The following is a 17145-nucleotide window of genomic DNA, read 5'->3' as shown; positions in this document are numbered from 1 at the left end:
GCCATGAACGGATCGGACACCACCACCGCCTTGGCGTCGATCATGTCGATGACGGCCGTGGTCTCCGCGGCCCAGCGTTGCAGGTCGGTGCGCGGCGTGGGCTGGTGCAGCATCGTAAGGCTGGCGCCGCGCATCCAGATGCCCTGTGCGGTCGGGGCGATCTCGACGGGCTCCCCGGCCAGGACTGCGACAGCATCGCCATGGTCCACACCGGCGGCGGCCAGACCGCCCGCAACCCGGCGGGCCCGCTCATGCACCTGACGCCAGGTGTGCCGGACCGGCGCGTTTGGCTCGCCGGTGATCATGCCCTTGAGACTGCTTCGGGCGCTTTCGTACATGGTCTCGGTGAATCGGCTCACCGCAATCCCCCTGGCTCCGGCGCGACGGCACGGCGTGTGTTAGTCGAATCGGTGCTGCATCGGTATCGACGGAGCCGCTGAGGCACGACCGCGGAAGAGCGTGACCCCCTCTTGTACACCCCAGGTGGTCTCAGACGTACTGACTGTACCGACTCGGCCACCGCCGAGCCGTGCGGCACGCCGAGGACCGCTGCACCTGCAGCCAATGGGGATCCTCCGGCGCCGAAAGCAGAACCCGAACTGTCGGCTTACGTCGGAGCTAGAGCTCCTTCCGGCGGGGAAATCGGATCGCCGCCGTGACGTTTCCGGGAGGCTGGGGTGTCAACCGTGAATGAGGCTACCTCCCCGACTGCCGGATCTGCAGCAATTCACGCGCTGCGTTGTCGCTGTGCGGCCCGCAGGATCGAACCAGCGGTCAAAAATGCGGGTTTGTCGCGGTCGGCGTCGTCGATGGGCAGATCTGCTGCGCAGCGCAGCACCATCAAAGCGAGCCCGCTGTAGGTCGCGTACGGGACGATCAGCAGGTTGGCACAAGCATCGGTGCCCGTAATAGTCATCACGTGCTGGTGCTTGTGTTCCCATCCCGGCCAGTTGAAGTCGGGTGGTCGTTGCAAAGGTGGCCAGTTGACGTTGATGGCGGTGATGTCGCCCAGCAGGGGAGTTAGGATCGCAATAAGGCCGGGCAATTCGACGGTCATGCGATCGACGCGCGGCCACCACGCGCCGTCGATACGACGGCCCAGCTTGCCGGCCACCGACAGCCGGACGGGATTGGCTCGGCGGAGAGCTCCGAGCGGATACATCATCGGAGATCGCGCAGCGCGGCCGTGGTGAGGGCGACAAATTCCACAGGCGGATCCTTCATTCGGCATCGACCCCCTCGCGGGTGCGGGGCGCCGGAGGAATCGCATTGCCGGTGGACGGCCGCTGACAACGAAACTGCTCGCCCTCCAGATTACGCCACCAGCGGCTTCTCGCCCTCGGCCAGCCCAGTCGTCGTCAGGTGCTGACAATTGGCGATTCGTTGCTCTCAACCGCGGCAATGACTTTCGTGATCAGCCACTGCACGGCGCCAATTGCCTCGGCGTTGTCGAGGTTCCACGAACCGATCAGCCGTTCATAGGTCGGCGGGCTCCACAAAACATCGAGAAGGCCGGCCAGTGCTCGGCGTTGCGCGTCCGGCAGCTTTGGCGCGCGGGCGGCGATCGCGCGGTTCAACGCCTCGTGCCGTCGGGCGTCGGCGCCGGCGAAGGCCGGGCCGCGCGGGGTGCCGATGGTGTCCTTGATCGCGAACCGTCGCAGCGAGGCGAAGACCCGCGCCGTCACGTCGGCAAGATTGTCCAGTTCGACATCCTCGTAACTGATGCCCGCCTCGTCCTCCAGTCGGGCCATGATCGCGTCGTGCAGGTGCCGCTCGGACGGGAAGTGGCGGTAGACGGTGCGCTCGCTGACCCCGGCGCGTTCGGCGACGGCCCGGAAGGTCAGCTCGTCCCAGTCCCAGGTGGTGAAGCCGCGCACCAGGCGAGCGCCGGCGTCGACGATGCGCTCGCGGGTCGCGGCGGCCCGTTCGCGGCGCGCCGGGCTGTGGTAGCGGCGCCGCGAACCGTCAGACGTTGACAACTCGCTCATAATCGCGTCAGTATACTGACACGGATTCTCCGGAAGGAGATCATTGTGGCCGAATTCGACGACGTCGTCGGCCGCGCCGTCGCGCAGACCGGCCTGGACGACTTTGGTGACGACTCCTTCCGGGAAGGGCTCGAGGTGCTGCTCGCCTCGCTGCGCGACGAGGCCCGCCTCAACGCCTGCGGCGAGGGCTACCTCTATCCCCGCATCGTGACCGCGTTGTCGCAGCGACTGCAGGTCGAGGACTGGTATCGCCGTCACCCGGAAATCGACGACGTCGAAATCCCGCCGCCGCTGATCGGGCTGGGGTTGCCCCGTACCGGTTCGACCGCGTTGTCGCTGCTGCTGTCGCAGGACCCGGGCATTCGGTATCTGCGTCGGTGGGAGTCCGCGCAGCCGTGTCCGCCACCGTCGACGGTGCAGGGTCCCGATCCGCGGATCCCGGAGGACGAGGGCAACAAGGTCGGCTCGCGGGCGCACGTGCCCACCGGCACCCACGCTCCGATGGAGTGTCTGGAATTGATGGCGCTGGACTTCAAATCCCATATCTTCCAAGCCTTTGCGCAGATCCCGTCGTACTCGGCCTGGCTGGTGGAAAAGGCTCACCTCGAATCGACCTACGCCTACCAAAAGCGGGTGATGAAGCTGCTGGCGTGGGGGGAGCCGACCCGGCCGTGGCGACTGAAGTCGCCGTCGCACGTGTTGTGGCTCGAGGATCTCAACCGGGCGTTCCCGGACGCTCGTTTCGTGATGACCCACCGCGATCCGACCGACGTGATCTTGTCGGTGGCCGACCTCTACGCCGACATCATCGGCGGCTTCACCGACCACGTCGACCGCGAATACATCGGCCAACTCAACGTCGAGCACTGGTCGCTGGGCATGCAACGGGCGATGCGGTTCCGCGACGGCGGAGCCGATCATCGCTTCTACGACATCGACTTTCGCGCGATGCAGGCCGACCCCATCCACGAGGTCCGCGGGCTCTACGCCTGGCTCGGCGAGCCGGTCGCTGACGAATTCGAATCGCGGATGCGCAACTGGTGGGCCGAGGCCGCGGCCGAACGGGAACCAAGCACGCACGCCGACCCGGTGGCATTCGGCATCGACCTCGATAAGGTGCGGCCGTTGTTCGCCGACTACGCCGCAAGGAGTTTGCATGGCAATTGATTTGACCGGCGGTATCGACCCGACACGAGAGCAGGTCTTCGCGCAGCGGCCCGACGACCCGGAGATGCGAGACTCGGTGAGTTTCTGGGTCATCGACGACCGCGGCCAAGTTGGCTTGCCCCGAATCGGAATTGAGGCCGTCGCCGCGAACTGGGACGCGCATGACGTCCAAGTCAACGTGGCGTTCCCGGACGGGCGGGTCTTCCGGTTACGCGAAAACGGCCAAAGCTGGCCCGCCGCAGGGCCGGACGGTCGTCCGACCGTGCTCGGCGCCGGCGGGCTGGGGTTCCGCTGCGTCGAGCCGTTCGGCACCTGGACGATGGCCTACGACGGTAAGGCGGTTCAGACCTCCTCGAGTGATCTGCTCCACGGCAAGAAGGACGGGCCGCTGGTCGACGTCAGCTTTCGCGTCGAGGCGAAGATGGCGGTTCCGCCGTGGGTGCAGGGCACGCTGTCCGCCGAGGCAGGATCGCGGCTGAAGACATCGATCGAGGGCAACCTGATGGGCGGCCCGCGCTACGAACAGCTCTTCCGCGCAACGGGAGCGGTGAAGGTCGGCGACGACGAACGCGGCTTTGTCGGCAGCGGTCTGCGGATTCGCCGCCAGGGAGTTCGTAAGCTCGCCGGATTCTGGGGCCACAGTTGGCAATCGGCGCTGTTTCCCAGCGGACGCGCCTTCGGCTACATCGCCTACCCGCCGCGCCCCGATGGCGAGCCAACCTTCAACGAGGGCTACGTATTTGACGGCGGCGGCAGCCTGATTCCCGCCCGCGTCGTCGAGGCGCCGTGGCTCACTCGGCTGCAAACCGTCGGCGAGGACGTGTCGCTGGTATTGGAAACGCGAAGCGGGACAGTGCATATCGAGGGCGAAACGGTTTTGTCTACGCACGACATCTATCACGACGACAAGATGTTCTCGACGCAGGCAATGAAGCAGGAGATGCCGAGCTTTCCGGCGCTGCATCAAGCCGGCGTGCGCTACCGCTGGGATGGCGAAGAGACCTTCGGCATGCTGGAACGCTCCAACCCCCTGGACAAAATTTCTTAGTTCTAACACCGAGCGCGCAACGCAACCGCGATACTTCGCGGCATGAGCACCCAAACCAGGTTGGAGCGCTGGGAGCGGTATAACGAATGGCCGCTCGCCGCAGCCGCCCTCGTCTTCTTGTGTGTGTGTGTGTGTACTCGGTGGAGGTTCTCGCAGAGCCACAAGGACGTCTGGCGGGTGTGCTCTGGCTGGTCAGATCAAGGTGCTGCAGCGAGCGGTTGGGGACGCGTTTCGCGGCCGCATAGTGGTTTACACCGTCGCAGGTGTGCTCCTGTTGATCTACACAGCGTCGCTGGCCGTATTCAAAGAAGAGCGATACCTACACGGCGCCACCATCAACTCCTTCGGAAAGGCGTTGTGGTGGTCCATCACAACGGTGACCACCGTCGGCTACGGCGACGTCTATCCGTTGACCAACACCGGCCGTGTTATCGCCGTACTACTGATGATCGGCGGGATCAGCCTGGTCGGAGTGGTCACGGCGGCCCTCGCGTCGTGGATCATTCAGGCGGTAACGGAAGAGGAAACCGTGAGTCAGGCGGCCACTGAAGCCCATATCGACGAGCTCCGTAGCGAAATCGGACTACTAAGAGACGAGCTACGGGCAAGAGGCTGAACCCTGCCATTTAGGATCACACGATGACCATCGCGCCGGAAACGTTCACCACCTGCGGCGTCGGCGGCACGCGCATCGTCGCCGACCGGATGGGCGACCCGGAAGCGCCGGCCGTCGTGTTCCTGCACGGCGGCGGGCAGACCCGTCGCTCGTGGGGCAAGGCGGCCGCGGCGGTGGCCGAGCGTGGCTGGCAGGCGGTCACGGTCGACCTACGCGGCCACGGCGAGTCGGACTGGTCGGAAGGCGGCGATTACCGCCTCACCAGCTTCGCGCTCGACATCCAGGAAGTGCTGCGCCACGTACCGCCGCAACCGGTGTTGGTGGGTGCGTCGCTGGGTGGTTTCACGACAATGCTTCTGGCGGGCGAGCTTTCGCCAACGATTGCCCGCGCAGTCGTCCTGGTAGACATCGTCCCGAATATGGATCCGTCCGGGGCGAACCGAATACACAACTTCATGGCCGACCGGATGACGTCGGGATTCGAGTCGCTCGACGAGGTGGTCGACGCGATCGCCGAGTACAACCCGCATCGGCCCCGGCCAACCGATCTGGACGGCCTGCGCACAAACCTGCGCCGCCGCGGCGATCGCTGGTACTGGCACTGGGATCCCAAGTTCATCAGCAACACCGCGTCGTTGCCGCCCTACGAGGTGGCCGACGTCGATCGATTGAACGCTGCGGTCCAGGCGATCCTCGCGGGCGGCGTACCCATGTTGCTGGTGCGAGGACAAATGAGTGACCTGGTCAGCCAGGAGCGCGCCGACGAGTTTCTGGCGCGCTTCTCCCAAGTGGAGTTCGTCGACGTCCGGGGTGCGGGACACATGGTCGCCGGTGATCGCAACGACGTCTTCGCCGATGCGGTGTTGGACTTCCTCACTCGGCATGGGCGGATCTGACCGCCTTCAACGTGATCTTCTGCTGGTGCGGGTCCGGCTCGTTGACGGCTCGTCCGGCCACCATGCTGATCAGCACGCCGAGCAGCGCGACGGTCAACGGCTGGTGGGTGGCCTTGGTCAGCAGAAACAGGATCAACAGCGCGACCGCCAAGGAGACCGTCGTGCGGGCGGCCATCCGCAGCCGCAGCAATCCGGGATCGGAGCCGATCGCCCAGTTCGCGGTGCGCAGATACAGCGTGCTCACCGAGGTGGTGGTGATGCCGGACACCCGCGAACGCCTCCCTTTTATCCGCTGAACTCTTCTCTATCGTGACTTGGCGATGGCAAATCGGCCAAAATGGGGCCCGATGGACACGGAGCCGACGCGGGCGAAGCTGGCCGACGGGCGTGAATTGCTGTTCTTTTCGTTGCCCGGCCACACCCCGGCACCGGTCGCGGACCGCCGGCCGCTGCCGGCGCGGAACCCCAACCACACCGAGTTGCGGTTCGACCGGACGACCGGGCAGTGGGTGATCATCGCGGCGCTGCGTCAAGACCGCACCTACAAGCCGCCGCCGGACCAGTGCCCGCTGTGCCCCGGCCCGACCGGCTTGACCAGCGAGGTACCCGCAGCCGACTACGACGTCGTCGTCTTCGAAAACCGGTTCCCGAGCCTGTCCGGGGTGGGGGAGATGCCATCGGTTAGTGACGGCTTCGTCTCGGCGCCGGGAATCGGGCGCTGTGAGGTGATTTGCTTCTCCAGCAACCACACCGGGTCGTTCGCCGACCTGGAAACGGCGCATGCCCGGCTTGTCGTCGACGCGTGGCGGCACCGGACGTCCGACCTTCTCGGGTTGCCCGGCGTCGAGCAGGTGTTCTGCTTCGAGAACCGCGGCGAAGAGATCGGCGTGACGCTGAGCCATCCGCACGGCCAGATCTACGGCTACCCGTATCTGACGCCGCGGACCGCGGTCATGCTGCAGCAGGCGGCTTCGTATCGGCTATCCCACGGCGGCAACCTGTTTGGCGATCTGCTGGCGCGCGAGGTCCACGACGGCAGCCGCGTCGTGGCGCGCACCGACTTGTTCACGGCCTTCGTGCCGTTCGCCGCGCGCTGGCCGGTGGAGGTGCACATCTACCCGAACCGGTTCGTGCACAACCTGGTTGACCTCGCGGCCGCCGAACTCGACGATTTCGCGCGGATCTACCTTGACGTGTTGCGGCGCTTTGACCGGATGTATTCCGAACCGCTGCCGTATATTTCGGCACTGCATCAGTACGCAGACACCGACGCGCAGCGGGAGGGCTACTTCCACGTCGAGCTGATGTCGATCCGGCGCAGCGCAGTCGCTTTGAAGTATCTGGCGGCTTCCGAGTCGGCGATGGACGCGTTCATCAGCGACGTGACGCCCGAGGCGGTGGCCGAGCGGCTGCGAGGACTGGCGTGACAGTCCTCCGGTACGCCGCCCCCGGGCGGATCAATCTGGTCGGCGAGCACACCGACTACAACCTCGGTTGGGCGCTGCCGATCGCGCTGCCGCAACGCACGGTAGTGACGTTCGAGCCCTCGGATGCCGACGCGATCACCGTGACCAGCGACCGTGTCGACGGCTCGGTGCGAATTCCGTTGCGCACCAAGCCCGGTGATGTTCACGGCTGGGCCGGCTATGTGGCCGGCGTGGTGTGGGCGTTGCGCGGTTCCGGGCATCCGGTGCCCGGCGGCACGATGTCAATCACCAGTGACGTCGAGATGGGATCGGGGCTGTCGTCGTCGGCGGCGTTGGAGTGTGCGGCTTTAGGGGCTTTCGTGACAGCGGCCGGTTGGCGGATCGGCCGGCTCGAGCAAGCGCGGATTGCGCAACGCGCCGAAAACGAGTACGTCGGTGCGCCAACGGGTTTGCTTGACCAGTTGTCCTCGCTGTTCGGCGTGGAGTCGACGGCGCTGCTGATTGATTTTCGGAAGCTTACCGTCGAGCCGGTGGCCTTTGACCCGTCGGCGTCCGGTGTTGCGCTGCTGCTGATCGACTCGCGGGAGCGGCACGGTCACGTCGGCGGTGAGTATGCTGCGCGCCGCGTGTCGTGTGAGCGGGCAGCGGCCGATGTGGGTGTGGTGTCGTTGCGGGAGATCCAGGATCGTGAGCTGTCGGTGCTTTCCGGCGTCACCGATGCGGTCGATGCTCGTCGGGCCCGTCATGTGCTGACCGAGAACCAGCGGGTGTTCGACTTCGTTGCCGCGGTGCGTGATTCGGACTACGCCGAGGCCGGTCGGATCTTCAACGCATCCCACGCATCGATGCGCGACGATTTCGACATCACGACCGCGAACATCGATCTGATCGCCGAGACCGCGGTGCGAGCGGGCGCTCTGGGTGCCCGGATGACCGGCGGCGGATTCGGCGGGTGTGTGATCGCATTGGTGCCGGCCGACCGGGTGAAGGAGATCGGCGCCTCGGTGCGCGAAGCGGTGCGCATCGCGGGCTACAACGAGCCGGTGATCACCCGTACTCACGCGGCGCCGGGCGCAGACGCGTTGCGATAGGCGGCAAGTTTCACATCCGCACCAGCGAGTAACCATGACGTGCTGTTCGAAATTCGATACGTATGTGATATCAGCCCTGCCTGATATCACATACGTCCTCAAATCGGAGCTAGTAGTAGTCCCCCGGAGTGTGAATGCTGATGCTGGTGAGCATGGCGCTGCGCGTCAGGCAGCCGGGGTAAAGCGGATCGCCCGCAAGCCAAGCTCGTCGACCGCTTCGGCGAACTGATCGTGGGTCGGCATTTGATGATCGCGGAACCCCAACCCCATCGCGCGCTCCGCGCGCTTGACACCGTAGGACTCCGCACACCGCGAATAGAGATCGGCGACGTGCGCTTTGTCCGTGATGAGCTCGCCGCGCATCGTCGTCGTCTTCCCGTCGTGCAAGACCTGGGCGGCGGCGCCGTCGCGGAAGTTGTTCTTCCACGTCTTGCCGGTCATCGCATACAGGATGCCGTCGATTACATAGGCGCTCAGCGGAATTGAATAGTGCCGCCCGCTTTTGCGGCCGGTGAAGTCAACCACCATGAGCTGGTTGCGGGCCGCACCCGCGAGCGGGGTGTGCAGCAGCAGTTTCATGATCGGGTTGACGACGCGCAGCAACGCCTCGGGCGGGTGCGACACGGTGATTGCATTTGACTGTTCTGTCATGGCCTCAGGGTAGCTCCCAGCCGATGGTAAAGCCATGGCGCAGGACCAGATTGGTGAGGACGTCGGTGCGCTCGGCCAGCGGCCATGACTCGGTGGAGAACGCATCGAGGGCAAAGAAGGCGTAGTTGACCGAGGTCTCCGGTGTGGTGCGCGGCCGGTACACCAGCGCATCCAGGGTGTCGGGCGCCGGCCACCAGCGCTTGACGGCGTCGGCGAGCCGGTGGCAAGTGTCCCACACGTCGGGATGCTGGCCGGTGTTGATCTGGTCGTCGACGCCGAGCACGTCGAGGTTTTTCTCGGTGCGCAGATCAAGGACGCGCAGGTGGCGGGTGGCGACCAGTCGCACCAGGTAGTGCGCGGCGTGATCGGCGGGGATCATCAGTCCCGTCGGCCGATAACGCTCGCGGAATGCGCCAACGAGAGTGCTTGCGGCATAACGGGTTCGGAACGCACCGGCAGCGGAATCGAAGCGGTAGCGGGGCGACGGAAATCCGGTCCAGGTCCAATCCGCGGGTCGGGCCGCCTCGACCCGCCACAGTTCGGTGCCGGCTTCCACGCGGCGACGACGCAGCCCGACCGGTCGGGCGTCGGGCAGCGGCGCCCGGTAGCCGGGGGGAAGGTCAGGCATCAACGGCGGCGAGCATCCGCCACGCCGTATCGGCGGTCTTCGGGCGGCGCAGCGCCTCGGCGATCGACGAGCCGCCCAGCTCGTCATGCGTCAGGCGCATGATGCGGTCGGCGGCCAGCGGGTCCGACGTGAACTCCGTCAGCAGCTCGAGAATCCGCGGCAGATCGGGCCGCACCCGGTCGGCGTCGAATTGCCAAGCCGGAAACCAGGTTTGGTTACCAATAGCAGAGCCCAGCAGCTTGCCGCGGCTGCGCAGCCGGTGCACCGCCTGCGGCGAGTGCAGATCCAGCCGCTCCTGCACCTTCGGCGTCGGCAGTGAGCCCTCGACGAATTCGCGGACCAGCGCGCCGCGGCGCTCGTCGTTCAGGCTGCTCGCGGCGATGTGCTCCAGCGTCCCTTGCGGGCCGGTCGGCGCCTCCAGGATGGCGTCGAGCACTTCGGCGAAACTGGCGTCATTCAGAGCACGTTCGGCGACCTGGCGGGCAAGGGGAGCGACGGCGGTGGACATCACTCCATGCTAGCAGCCGCCAGAACCGATTGAAACAATCGAAACAGCTATCCGCCCGGGCAGGGCCCCGGCAGCCACATGTTCCAGCAGGTACCGGGCGGCGGCGGCAGCCCGGGCGGCGCGGGAGCAGGAGGAGGCGCGGGAGGCGGAGGAATGTCGCCCTCCCAAACATCACTCTGGTTATGCGGGCCCTCGGGAACATTTCCCGCGCCCTGGGCCACCCGATACCAGGTGTGGCAAACATTCATGTCCCATTGGACGCCCTGGTACGGCCCACCCTGATCCATATACAGGGATTGCCCCGGACACCAGTGATTCGGGCCGTAGCCGCACACACCCCACTGACCATTGCATGCCTGGGCGGTACCCGCGCCCACGCCCGCCAGACCCAAACCCCCGGACACCAGCGCAGTTGCTGCAAACCCGACGATTATTCGCTTCATAAACCGCGAATTATTTTCTCCGCTATCGGAAATGTCGCGAAATTAACCAAGAACCGCGCTGTTGTGGCTTAGGGATTTCGACGTGTCGACCCGGTACGAGCGACGCCGTTACGCCCGCGCGTGTTGCGGTGCATCTGGCCGCCACGGGCCGAGCGCCGGCGTCGCGGCTGAGCAGTTGGGCCGGTGACGGGTTTGGCGGCCGGCGCCTGGTAGGGCGCGATGTCGCCGACCAGCTGGGCGACGGGGTCTGACTGGGCGGTGACCAGTTGCGGGCTGACGGCGATACCGGCTTTGCGCAGGAGCGCCGAGGTGTCTTTGCGCTGTTCGGGCAGTACGACCGTAACGACGTCGCCGGCGCTGCCGGCCCGTGCCGTGCGCCCGGAGCGGTGCAAGTAGGCCTTGTGCTCGGTGGGGGGGTCCACGTGCACGACCAACTGCACCTCGTCGACGTGCACACCGCGCGCGGCGATGTCGGTGGCCACCAACACCCGGGCGGTTCCGGCGGCGAAGGCGGCAAGGTTGCGGTCGCGGGCAGGCTGAGAGAGGTTGCCGTGCAGGTCAACTGAAGGCACGCCGGCTTCGGTGAGTTGGCGGGCGAGCTTGCGGGCCTGATGTTTGGTGCGCATGAACAGGATTCGCCGACCGGTGCCGGAGGCCAGCCGGTGCACCAGTTCCTTTTTGGCGTCGGTGCCCGCGACGTGGAAGACATGATGGCTCATCTCCGCCACCGGCGAGTTGGCCTCATCGACGGAGTGCAACACATGGTTGCGCAGGAACCGTTTGACGAGCTTGTCGACGCCGTTGTCCAGTGTGGCGGAGAACAGCAACCGCTGACCGGTCGCCGGCGTAGCGGCCAGGATGCGGGTGACGCCCGGCAAGAATCCGAGGTCGGCCATGTGGTCGGCCTCGTCGAGGACCGTGATTTCGACCGCGTCGAGGCTGATAAGCCGTTGGCGCATCAGATCTTCTAGGCGTCCCGGGCAGGCGACGACGATGTCGACGCCGGATTTCAGCGCGGCCACCTGTCCGCTTTGTGATACGCCCCCGAAGATCGTGGTGACCTTGAGGCCGTAGCAGGAAGCCAGGGGCGTCAGTGTTGCGGTGATTTGGGTCGCCAGCTCACGGGTGGGCGCCAGCACCAGGCCGGTGGGTCGGGCGGGACGCCGCTTGGCGGACGCGAGGCGAGCCACCATGGGAATCGAGAAGGCCAGCGTTTTGCCACTGCCGGTTTTGCCGCGGCCGAGCACGTCGCGGCCGGCCAGGCCGTCGGGCAGCGTACTGATCTGGATCGGGAAGGGGTCGCTGATGCCGCGGGCGCTGAGCGCACCGATCAACGGTGCGGGCACGCCGAGGTCGGCGAAGGTGTTGGTAGTCATTGTGGTGCGATGCCTTTCAGGCATGGGTGTGCGGGTTCGCCGGTGACGGTGTCGTCAGGTGGCGGTCGGCACAAGGTGGCGAGATTGCCGGTGGGCAAAATCGATCGCCGCGAAAAGGCTTGGAATCGAAATCCCGGGCTGCGCATCTTGGCGCCCGCCTGGGCAGCGGATGACTGAGCGTTCCACGACGTGTCGGCATCTTTTGACGCCAACGTTGTTAGCCACCCTAGTCCATCTGGAGCACCGAACCGCCAGAAGTGTGAGCAACGACACCCGCGTTGTCGGGCTCAACCCGCTCCCGATGGCTGAGATCCATCGCGGAAAATTTCGTGCGACGACAACTAGCCGGCGACCTGACGGCACTAAGCTCACCGACGCGGGGGTTCGGACCGAGGAGGGCTTGTGACGACGATTGCTGCAACCCCGTGGACATACGTCGAGTCGGGCAGCCCAGGCGGGCGCTGACCGTGCGTGCCTTCAGATGCCCCAACTGCGGGCAGGCGGTCGCCTTCGAAGTCCAGCAGTGCCCGACGTGCGGCTCGACGGTCGGCTACCACTACCTGTCGCGGCAGATGGTGTGCGCGCCGTCGCAAACGGTCACCGTGGACGGCCATGGCTGGTTCCGGTGCGCACACTGGGAGCGGGGCTGCAACTGGCTGACCTCAGAGGATTCCGAATCCGGCCGTTGCTACGCCGACAGCTTCGTGCGCGAGGGGCCGGCGCCCGATGACACCGAGGCGATGTCCGAACTCGATTCGACGCTAAAGTCGCTGCGGCGGTTGATCTTCGAGCTGATGGACCTGGGCCTGCCCATCCATCCGTACTACGCGGATCCGCACGGGCTGGCGTTCGACCTGCTGTCCAGCCAGACGCTGGGGCACCCGGTGACGACCGGGCACGCCAACGGCGTGATCACCATCGACCTGTCCGAGTCGCTGGAGCTCTACCGGGAGCGGCTGCGCATCAAGCTCGGTGAGCCCTATCGCACGATGCTGGGCCACTTCCGCCACGAGGTCGGCCATTATTACGAGATGCTGCTGGTGCAGAACACCCCGCTGATCGACGACGCCCGGGCGATGTTCGGCGACGATCGGCAGGACTACCAGGCCGCACTGCAGCGCCACTACAACGGCGGGGCGCCGGCTAACTGGCAGCAGGACTTCATTTCGGAGTACGCGACGGCCCATCCGTGGGAAGACTTCGCCGAAACCTGGGCGCATTATCTGCACATCACCGGAACCCTTGCCACGATTGCGGATTCGGGCCTCGTCGTCGAAGCCGACCGGGTGAAATGGGACCTGCCGCACGACGTCGAAGCTCGGGAGTCCTACGCCGACGCCACCATCGAGGACATCATCGCTGACTGGTGTGTGCTGGCGGGGGTGCTGAACCGGGTCAACAACTCGATGGGTCGCGACGACCTCTACCCGTTCACCATTCACCCGCACGTCGTCGCGAAGCTCGGCTTCATCCATCGCGTCGTGACCACGGCGGCAACCGAACATGCGACGGTAGCCGAGAATTGACCGCCATACCCGCCGACCGGATCGCCAAGGCGGTCGACGCCGCATACGCCAAGCACAAGAAGAACCGCCGCGGCAAGAACGCCAGCTACATACCGGCGCTGGCGGAGGTGGACCCGCAGCTGTTCGGGGTATGCGTGGCGACCGTTGACGGTCAAACGTTTTCGGCCGGCGACGCCGAATATGAGTTTGCGCTGGAGTCGATCTCGAAAGTCTTCACGGCTGCGCTCGCTATCGAACAAGTTGGTCCGCGCGTGTTCCACCGCAAGGTGGGCGCCGATCCGACTGGCGCGGAGTTCAATTCGGTGCTGGCGCTGGAACTGCACAACGACAAGCCGAACTCGCCGATGGTCAACGCGGGGGCGATGACGACAACCAGCCTGGTATCGGCGACCGACGCTGACGACCGCTGGCGCCAGATCCTGCAAATTCAAAGCGATTTCGCCGGGCGTCCGATCACGGTCAGCGAACAGATCGCTGCGTCCGAGCGCGCTACCAACTTTCACAACCGCGCGATCGCGTGGCTGCTGGTGTGCGGCGGAAACATGTACAGCGACCCGATGGAGGCCTGCGACGTCTACACGCTGCAGTGCTCGACGCTGGTCACCGCCGTTGACCTGGCGGTCATGGGCGCCACCCTGGCCAACGGCGGCGTCAACCCTGTCACCGGCAAGCGCGTTATCGCGCAGGCCAATGTGCGGCATGTGCTGGCCTTGATGGCGATGGAGGGTCTCTATACCAGCTCGGGTGATTGGGCGTACACGGTTGCGCTGCCCGCCAAGAGCGGCGTCGGGGGTGGGCTGGTCGCGGTGTCGCCGGGGAAACTGGCGATTGCCGCCTTCTCGCCGCCGCTGGACAAGGTCGGCAACAGCGTTCGCGCGCAGGCAGCGGTCAGCCAGATCGCGCACACCCTCGGGCTGGGACTTTTCAATACGCAACGGCCGATATAGCTCACGACAAGCTACGGCAACCGCCAAGCAAGTCTGTAGTGGCAGTCTCGCTTCGCTTCCTTAACAGTGAGTTGCATCCGCATGTAGGACGTGCCGGACTCGACCACTTCGCTGCAGGAATACTCTTCATGCAAATCCGCGACTGGACCTGCGGTTTGGGAAAATCGTAATCATGGTAACTGCTGAGAGGCCCAAGGAGTTCGATTCCTGCATCTTTGGGTAAGTCGATGGTGATTTTCAGTAAACGGGTCGGGCAGTCGATCATCCACGCAATGTAATCGAAAGGCCTTTCGCCAATAGCGGTACCGCGCGTGGCTTCTCGCAATTTGGCCGCGGTCGCGTATCGGTACTTTGGGAAAACGCCCTCCATCGTGAAGTCGATCGTCTCACCGACGCGAAGAGGCGGGTCCATAACCAGGTCGAGGGGCACCGCACCGACACCCTGGACTGCCTCAGCTGCGTGCGCGGAGAAATCTACCTCCTCACCGACACCGACGAGGTGCTCATGGAGCCGGGTGACACGGTCATCATCCGCGGCGTCAACCACGCCTGGAGCAACCGGTCCAACGAACCATGCCTGCTCGTCGGCACCATGACCGACGCCACCCCACAAGACGAAAGGTAATCAGGAAATGTCCGGGATTAGGGGTATGCGCACGGTGTTAGTGATTGGGGCATTGCGCGGCGGCGGCGGAGTCGCTGCGGCCATCCCAGCCCAGGCGCAGGTGCCGGATGATTTCCTTGATCACCTCAATAGCGTCGGCATCGGCAGTCACGATGACAAGCACAACTCAGACCTGGTGGGGTTCGGCAACGTTATCTGCTGGCGGCTCTACGGCGGCGAAGCGCCGGGCCAGATCACCGAAATGGTAATCACCAACTCCCGTTTCGGTGGCGGTCGGGAACTTACCCGGCAACAGGCGGAAGCCGCGGTGCGCTTTGCCATATCGGACCTATGCCCAGATGCAGCACCGGACTAGACGGCGCCCCTCTGCGCCGACCGCGGTGGTCGCCCGCCTTAAGGCGGCGTACGACTCAAAGTCACTTGCCGGGTCCAGGCGGTCCGCAACGCTGGAAAGCAGCAGTCAATCGCGCTTCCGTTATGTGACGAACGCGCGCAGGATGGACGGTGCCGGGGTCTCACCAGGACGAGAACGGAGCGCGCGATGAAGGCGAATGTCGGCGACTACCTCGTGGTCAAAGGCACAACCACCGAACGGCGTGATCAACATGCTGAGATCATCGAGGTGCGCTCTCAAGACGGCTCTCCACCATACGTGGTGCGTTGGCTGGTGACCGGGCACGAGGCGACGGTGTACCCCGGGTCCGACGCGGTGGTCGTCAGCGCCGCTGAGCACACAGAAGCCTCACGACGCGCTGCTGCGCGGGCCGGCCACGCCGCGACATAGCCACACACGCCGCTTCGACTCGCCACGTTTCGGCGCCGGCTTCGACTGTCGGCAGCGGTCAGGGTTTGGCTGCCGCCCTCGTCGGATCCAAAGAATTGTTTCGGTTACATGATCGAACGGCGCGCAGCCTTGTTCAGGGTTGTGTGGTTGCCAGATGGCATGATCTACGTCCATGTGTCCGAACAGTCGGCGACCTAGTGAAGTAGCGCCCATCCTTCTGGCGGGTTGGCGAACACGGCGACACCATAGTGAGGCGGGCCTTGGGCCGCGTGTAGCGCCGACCGCCACCGGCCCCCGACGCCGCGCCCCGTTGTGTCCGAGCTGAATCGGCGCCGTTTTCTCGGGGCGCTCGGGGCCGCAGTTCTCGGCGGCGTGGGCGTGGGGCGCGGTGTGCTCGGTGGACCGCCGCAACCCCCGAAGGCCTTCGCCGCCGCCATCGCGTCGCCACCCCGAGCAGCCGGCGAGGTCGTTCCTGGCGCGCTGTTGCCGCCGCCCGCGGCCATCGCACGGGTGCCGCTGCCCGGTGGCGGCGTGCTGAACAAGCTGCCCGGGGACGGCGACCTGCTGGCTCTGACCGTTGATGACGGCGTGAACACCGACGTGGTGCGCCTCTACACGCAGTTCGCCAAAGATACCGGCGTCCGGCTGACCTATTTCGTCAACGGCACCTACGGCTCATGGATCGACAATCTGGCATTGCTGCGGCCATTGGTCGAATCCGGCCAGATTCAACTGGGCAACCACACCTGGTCACATCCGAACCTGACAAAGCTGCCGGCAAGTCGAGTGGCCCAACAGATCTCCCGCAACGACGAGTTCTTGAAAACCACTTACCGGGTGGACGCGCGGCCGTACCTCCGGCCACCGTACGGAAGGTACAACTCGACCGTTGATGGAGTGGCCGCCGATCTCGGCTACACCGCGATCACGCTGTGGTCGGGTTCGCTGTCGGATTCCACCGTGATCAAGGAGGACTACATCGTCCAGATGGCCCAACAGGCCTTCACCGGGCAGGCGATCGTGATCGGACACCTTAACCACCTGCCGGTGACCCACGTCTACGAGCAACTCCGCGATCTCATCCGCGCACGCAACCTACGCACCGTCACCCTCAACGATGTCTTCCTCCCACCGCACTAGGCCAGGCCTTTAAGGCGCATTCCGTGCTCTCGCGATATGGGTGGGATGGGCAGCCCCGGGCACACCGTGATGTAGCCGTTATCGGCGCCCCCAGTCGTTCCAATGCTTGTGGCTCATGTTGGCAGTCAGCTTGCTGCATAACATCGCACAGGGGAGGGTGCGGCGTTAGTGGCGAATCAGCCGCCGCGGCCGAAACGTCTGCGGTCGCGAATATGACGACATACGAGGCTCGCGGAAGTTCGTCTCGGAACCAACGATCGTCAGCCAACTGCGGGTTGCCAGTG

At 65.3% G+C, this 17145-nt stretch carries 21 protein-coding genes; 12 read left to right on the top strand and 9 right to left on the bottom strand.

The window, feature by feature from the left end:
* The 3 genes from VKI00_RS08505 to VKI00_RS08495 form a co-directional block, all read right to left on the bottom strand.
* Positions 1–359 (bottom strand): AMP-binding protein (locus tag VKI00_RS08505; protein WP_324436703.1); only part of this gene is annotated, 359 nt, incomplete at its 3' end.
* Between the two features lie 368 nt (positions 360–727).
* Positions 728–1162, bottom strand: a complete 435-nt coding sequence (locus tag VKI00_RS08500) for a DUF5994 family protein (protein ID WP_324436701.1) — start codon at positions 1160–1162, stop codon at positions 728–730.
* Positions 1163–1358: 196 nt separating this feature from the next.
* Positions 1359–1988: a helix-turn-helix domain-containing protein gene (locus VKI00_RS08495; RefSeq protein WP_324436700.1), complete on the bottom strand. Its 630-nt coding sequence runs from the start codon at positions 1986–1988 to the stop codon at positions 1359–1361.
* Positions 1989–2033: 45 nt separating this feature from the next.
* Between VKI00_RS08495 and VKI00_RS08490 the strand changes: the two genes are divergently transcribed.
* From VKI00_RS08490 to VKI00_RS08475, 4 genes are all read left to right on the top strand, one after another.
* Positions 2034–3155, top strand: coding sequence for a sulfotransferase (locus VKI00_RS08490; protein ID WP_324436698.1), 1122 nt, complete (start codon positions 2034–2036; stop codon positions 3153–3155).
* 64 nt (positions 3156–3219) lie between these two features.
* Positions 3220–4203, top strand: coding sequence for a hypothetical protein (locus VKI00_RS08485; RefSeq protein ID WP_324436706.1), 984 nt, complete (start codon positions 3220–3222; stop codon positions 4201–4203).
* 265 nt (positions 4204–4468) lie between these two features.
* Entirely contained in the window at positions 4469–4819 is a 351-nt protein-coding gene (locus VKI00_RS08480) for a potassium channel family protein (RefSeq protein ID WP_414687150.1), read from the top strand.
* A gap of 23 nt (positions 4820–4842) precedes the next feature.
* A complete protein-coding gene (locus VKI00_RS08475) occupies positions 4843–5715 on the top strand; it encodes an alpha/beta hydrolase (RefSeq protein ID WP_324436696.1) in 873 nt (290 codons plus the stop codon).
* Here the strand turns inward: VKI00_RS08475 and VKI00_RS08470 are convergent.
* The gene (locus VKI00_RS08470; protein WP_324436708.1) at positions 5693–5983 is read right to left on the bottom strand and encodes a hypothetical protein; all 291 of its coding nucleotides are present in this window, start codon (positions 5981–5983) and stop codon (positions 5693–5695) included. The genes VKI00_RS08475 and VKI00_RS08470 overlap by 23 nt on opposite strands.
* A 79-nt stretch (positions 5984–6062) precedes the next feature.
* On the opposite strand from VKI00_RS08470, the gene galT reads away from it, so the two are divergent.
* Entirely contained in the window at positions 6063–7142 is a 1080-nt protein-coding gene (gene galT, locus VKI00_RS08465; protein ID WP_324436694.1) for a galactose-1-phosphate uridylyltransferase, read from the top strand.
* Positions 7139–8233, top strand: coding sequence for a galactokinase (locus VKI00_RS08460; protein WP_324436692.1), 1095 nt, complete (start codon positions 7139–7141; stop codon positions 8231–8233). The genes galT and VKI00_RS08460 overlap by 4 nt, the downstream gene beginning before the upstream one ends.
* A 165-nt stretch (positions 8234–8398) precedes the next feature.
* On the opposite strand, the gene VKI00_RS08455 is transcribed toward VKI00_RS08460, so the two are convergent.
* The 5 genes from VKI00_RS08455 to VKI00_RS08435 form a co-directional block, all read right to left on the bottom strand.
* Positions 8399–8884, bottom strand: a complete 486-nt coding sequence (locus VKI00_RS08455) for a hypothetical protein (protein WP_324436690.1) — start codon at positions 8882–8884, stop codon at positions 8399–8401.
* Between the two features lie 4 nt (positions 8885–8888).
* Positions 8889–9512: an RES domain-containing protein gene (locus tag VKI00_RS08450; protein WP_324436688.1), complete on the bottom strand. Its 624-nt coding sequence runs from the start codon at positions 9510–9512 to the stop codon at positions 8889–8891.
* Positions 9505–10020 (bottom strand): hypothetical protein, encoded by a 516-nt coding sequence (locus VKI00_RS08445; RefSeq protein WP_324436686.1) that lies wholly within the window; start codon positions 10018–10020, stop codon positions 9505–9507. Before VKI00_RS08445 ends, VKI00_RS08450 begins: the two co-directional genes overlap by 8 nt.
* 47 nt (positions 10021–10067) lie before the next feature.
* Positions 10068–10463 (bottom strand): hypothetical protein, encoded by a 396-nt coding sequence (locus tag VKI00_RS08440; protein ID WP_324436684.1) that lies wholly within the window; start codon positions 10461–10463, stop codon positions 10068–10070.
* A gap of 68 nt (positions 10464–10531) precedes the next feature.
* A complete protein-coding gene (locus VKI00_RS08435; RefSeq protein ID WP_324436683.1) occupies positions 10532–11839 on the bottom strand; it encodes a DEAD/DEAH box helicase in 1308 nt (435 codons plus the stop codon).
* Between the two features lie 467 nt (positions 11840–12306).
* On the opposite strand from VKI00_RS08435, the gene VKI00_RS08430 reads away from it, so the two are divergent.
* From VKI00_RS08430 to VKI00_RS08405, 6 genes are all read left to right on the top strand, one after another.
* Positions 12307–13365: a zinc-binding metallopeptidase family protein gene (locus VKI00_RS08430; RefSeq protein WP_324436681.1), complete on the top strand. Its 1059-nt coding sequence runs from the start codon at positions 12307–12309 to the stop codon at positions 13363–13365.
* Entirely contained in the window at positions 13362–14312 is a 951-nt protein-coding gene (glsA, locus tag VKI00_RS08425) for a glutaminase A (RefSeq protein WP_324436679.1), read from the top strand. The genes VKI00_RS08430 and glsA overlap by 4 nt, the downstream gene beginning before the upstream one ends.
* Positions 14313–14772: 460 nt before the next feature.
* A complete protein-coding gene (locus tag VKI00_RS08420; RefSeq protein WP_324436677.1) occupies positions 14773–14937 on the top strand; it encodes a hypothetical protein in 165 nt (54 codons plus the stop codon).
* A 7-nt stretch (positions 14938–14944) separates the two neighbouring features.
* Positions 14945–15292, top strand: coding sequence for a DUF732 domain-containing protein (locus VKI00_RS08415; RefSeq protein WP_324436675.1), 348 nt, complete (start codon positions 14945–14947; stop codon positions 15290–15292).
* Between the two features lie 186 nt (positions 15293–15478).
* Positions 15479–15721, top strand: coding sequence for a DUF1918 domain-containing protein (locus VKI00_RS08410; RefSeq protein ID WP_324436674.1), 243 nt, complete (start codon positions 15479–15481; stop codon positions 15719–15721).
* A 321-nt stretch (positions 15722–16042) separates the two neighbouring features.
* Positions 16043–16861: a polysaccharide deacetylase family protein gene (locus VKI00_RS08405; protein WP_324436705.1), complete on the top strand. Its 819-nt coding sequence runs from the start codon at positions 16043–16045 to the stop codon at positions 16859–16861.
* The last annotated feature ends 284 nt before the right edge of the window (positions 16862–17145 follow it).

It is taken from the genome of Mycobacterium sp., assembly GCF_035314665.1.
Lineage (GTDB): Bacteria > Actinomycetota > Actinomycetes > Mycobacteriales > Mycobacteriaceae > Mycobacterium.
This window is presented reverse-complemented; position numbering and strand designations above follow the sequence as displayed.

Excerpts from the sequence above, each read along its gene's own strand:
- VKI00_RS08410 (WP_324436674.1), top strand. The coding sequence starts at position 15,479 with ATGAAGGCGAATGTCGGCGACTACCTCGTGGTCAAAGGCACAACCACC.
- galT (WP_324436694.1), top strand. The coding sequence starts at position 6,063 with ATGGACACGGAGCCGACGCGGGCGAAGCTGGCCGACGGGCGTGAATTG.
- VKI00_RS08415 (WP_324436675.1), top strand. The coding sequence starts at position 14,945 with ATGTCCGGGATTAGGGGTATGCGCACGGTGTTAGTGATTGGGGCATTG.
- VKI00_RS08500 (WP_324436701.1), bottom strand. The coding sequence starts at position 1,162 with ATGTATCCGCTCGGAGCTCTCCGCCGAGCCAATCCCGTCCGGCTGTCG.
- VKI00_RS08445 (WP_324436686.1), bottom strand. The coding sequence starts at position 10,020 with ATGTCCACCGCCGTCGCTCCCCTTGCCCGCCAGGTCGCCGAACGTGCT.
- VKI00_RS08435 (WP_324436683.1), bottom strand. The coding sequence starts at position 11,839 with ATGACTACCAACACCTTCGCCGACCTCGGCGTGCCCGCACCGTTGATC.
- VKI00_RS08475 (WP_324436696.1), top strand. The coding sequence starts at position 4,843 with ATGACCATCGCGCCGGAAACGTTCACCACCTGCGGCGTCGGCGGCACG.
- VKI00_RS08440 (WP_324436684.1), bottom strand. The coding sequence starts at position 10,463 with ATGAAGCGAATAATCGTCGGGTTTGCAGCAACTGCGCTGGTGTCCGGG.
- VKI00_RS08455 (WP_324436690.1), bottom strand. The coding sequence starts at position 8,884 with ATGACAGAACAGTCAAATGCAATCACCGTGTCGCACCCGCCCGAGGCG.
- VKI00_RS08495 (WP_324436700.1), bottom strand. The coding sequence starts at position 1,988 with ATGAGCGAGTTGTCAACGTCTGACGGTTCGCGGCGCCGCTACCACAGC.
- VKI00_RS08450 (WP_324436688.1), bottom strand. The coding sequence starts at position 9,512 with ATGCCTGACCTTCCCCCCGGCTACCGGGCGCCGCTGCCCGACGCCCGA.
- VKI00_RS08485 (WP_324436706.1), top strand. The coding sequence starts at position 3,220 with ATGCGAGACTCGGTGAGTTTCTGGGTCATCGACGACCGCGGCCAAGTT.